The 2,425-nt window shown below is 73.3% G+C and carries 3 protein-coding genes; all 3 read left to right on the top strand.

Features of this window, described 5'->3' with window-relative positions; translation table 11 throughout:
- Positions 1-819 (top strand): phosphatidate cytidylyltransferase (locus JNW87_RS37640; RefSeq protein WP_238455360.1); only part of this gene is annotated, 819 nt, incomplete at its 5' end.
- A gap of 104 nt (positions 820-923) precedes the next feature.
- Complete coding sequence (gene rlmN, locus JNW87_RS37635) at positions 924-2,072, top strand: 23S rRNA (adenine(2503)-C(2))-methyltransferase RlmN (RefSeq protein WP_109804833.1); 1,149 nt, start codon at positions 924-926, stop codon at positions 2,070-2,072.
- Between the two features lie 31 nt (positions 2,073-2,103).
- A partial coding sequence (locus tag JNW87_RS37630; protein ID WP_375373598.1) for a DivIVA domain-containing protein occupies positions 2,104-2,425 on the top strand: 322 nt, incomplete at its 3' end.

Raw genomic sequence — 2,425 nt, 5'->3', positions numbered from 1 at the left:
CCCAGCCGGGCCGGCCGGAACCTGCCGGCCGCGATCGCGGTCGGGGTCGGCCTCGGCGCGGCGATCCTGGTGCCGCTCTTCCTCTACCCGCCGGCGTTCCTCGGTGTCGTGGTCGCCGCCGTGGCGGTCGGCACCTGGGAGATGGCCCGCGCGGTGCGCCGTGGCGGGGCCCATCCGCCGCTGGTCCCGCTGGTCGCCGGCGGGGCGATCACCGTCGGCCTGGCCTGGTTCGCCGGCCCGGACGCGCTGAGCCTCGGCCTGCTGGTCACCGTGCTGGGCACGATGATCTGGCGGTTGGGCGACGGCCCGGGCAACTACCAGCGCGACCTCACCGCGGCCACCCTGATCGCGGTGTACGTGCCCTTCCTCGGCGGCTTCGCGGCGATGCTGGCCGCCGCCCCCGGGGACGGCCGCCTGCGGGTGCTGGTCACCCTGGTCGCCGTGGTCCTCTCCGACACCGGCGGGTACGCGGCCGGCGTGGCGTTCGGCAAGCACCCGATGGCGCCCTCGATCAGCCCGAAGAAGTCCTGGGAGGGCTTCGCCGGGTCGGTCACCGCGGCGGCCGCCGGCAGTGCCCTGCTGATTTGGCTGCTGTTCGACGTGCCCCCCTGGTGGGGCGCGCTGTTCGGCGTGGCGATCTCCTGCGCGGCGGTCCTCGGCGACCTCGCCGAGTCGATGATCAAGCGGGATCTCGGCGTGAAGGACATGAGCAACCTGCTGCCCGGGCACGGCGGCCTGATGGACCGGCTCGACTCGATCCTCTTCGCGGTGCCGACGGCGTACCTGCTGCTGGCGGTCCTCGTGCCGGTGGTGGGCTGAGGCATGAATCACGTCGGCTGGCGCGCCTCCTCCGCGCGGTCGGGGCCGATTCGGCACGGACGGACGGCGGCGTCCCGCTCCCGGCGTGTCAGACTGGACGCGCCATGACGAGCCTGCCACTGATCTCCGTAGACCCCGACGCCCGCGGCCGCCGGCCCGCGATGCCTCCCCGTCACCTCGCCGACCTGGACCTGCCGGGTCGGCAGGCGCTCGTCACCGAGCTCGGTGAGCCGGCCTTCCGCGCCAAGCAGATCTCCAACCACTACTTCGGCCGGTTGGTCCGCGACCCCGCGCAGATGACCGACCTGCCGGCGGCCACCCGGGAGCGGCTCGCCGGGTCTCTGCTGCCCACCCTGCTCACCCCGGTACGCGAGCTGGCCTGCGACGACGGGGCCACCCGGAAGGCGCTGTGGCGGCTGCACGACGGTTCGCTGGTGGAGAGCGTGCTGATGGGCTACCCGGACCGGGTCACCGTCTGCATCTCCAGCCAGGCCGGCTGCGGCATGGCCTGCCCGTTCTGCGCCACCGGCCAGGCCGGGCTGACCCGCAACCTCTCCACCGCCGAGATCGTCGACCAGGCCGTCTACCTGGCCGGGGTGGCCGCCTCCGGCGCGGTCGCCGGGTCGCCGCCGCGGCTGTCGCACGTCGTCTTCATGGGCATGGGCGAGCCCCTGGCCAACTACTCGCGGGTCGTCGGGGCGATCCGCCGGCTGGTCGCCCCCGCCCCCGAGGGGCTCGGCCTGTCCCAGCGCCACATCACCGTTTCCACGGTGGGGCTGGTTCCGGCCATCCGCCGACTGGCCAGCGAAGACCTCTCAGTGACTCTTGCGTTGTCGCTGCACGCCCCCGATGATGAGCTGCGCGACGAACTCGTCCCGGTCAACCAGCGCTGGAAGGTGTCCGAGGTGCTGGACGCGGTGTGGGACTACGCGGCCACGACGGGGCGTCGCGTGTCGATCGAGTACGCGATGATCAAGGACGTGAACGACCAGCCGTGGAGAGCCGATCTGCTCGGACGGCTGCTGGCCGGCAAGCTGGCCCACGTGAACCTCATCCCGCTCAACCCGACTCCGGGCAGCCGCTGGGACGCCAGCCCGAAGCCGGTCGAGCGGGAGTTCGTCCGGCGGTTGCGCGACGCCGGGGTGTCGACCACGGTGCGGGACACCCGGGGACGCGAAATCGACGGCGCGTGTGGGCAGCTCGCCGCCGCCGAGGACAGGGACACCGACCCGCCGTGGGAAGCAACGGCGTGACCGGGCGTAGCGAACGAGACCAGGAGACATAGTGGCGAGTCAGGGTCAGCGTTTCCGGCGTAAGGCGCTCCGCCGGGGATACAAGGTCGACGAGGTGGACGCCTTCCTGGACCGGGTCGAGGCGACCCTCGCCGGCCAGCCGGTCGGCGCGCCCGTGGCCTCCCAGGAGGTCCACGACGTCGTCTTCCGGGTCCGCTTCAACGGCTACGACGAGTGGCAGGTAGACCTGCACCTGGACCGGGTCGAGCGGCAGCTGGCCGAGCTGGAGGAGCGCGGCGTCCCCGGCGGGCGGGGCGGCGACCCCCGGATGGCCGACCGGCTCGGCCGCCGATGCGCGACGACCGCGGCCTGTC

Source organism: Micromonospora sp. ATA51 (assembly GCF_016802855.1).
Lineage (GTDB): Bacteria > Actinomycetota > Actinomycetes > Mycobacteriales > Micromonosporaceae > Micromonospora > Micromonospora sicca.
Note: the sequence above shows the minus strand (reverse complement) of the source record. Positions and strands in the feature narration are given on the sequence as shown.

Coding starts and splice junctions, on each gene's coding strand:
- rlmN (WP_109804833.1), top strand. CDS start 924: ATGACGAGCCTGCCACTGATCTCCGTAGACCCCGACGCCCGCGGCCGC.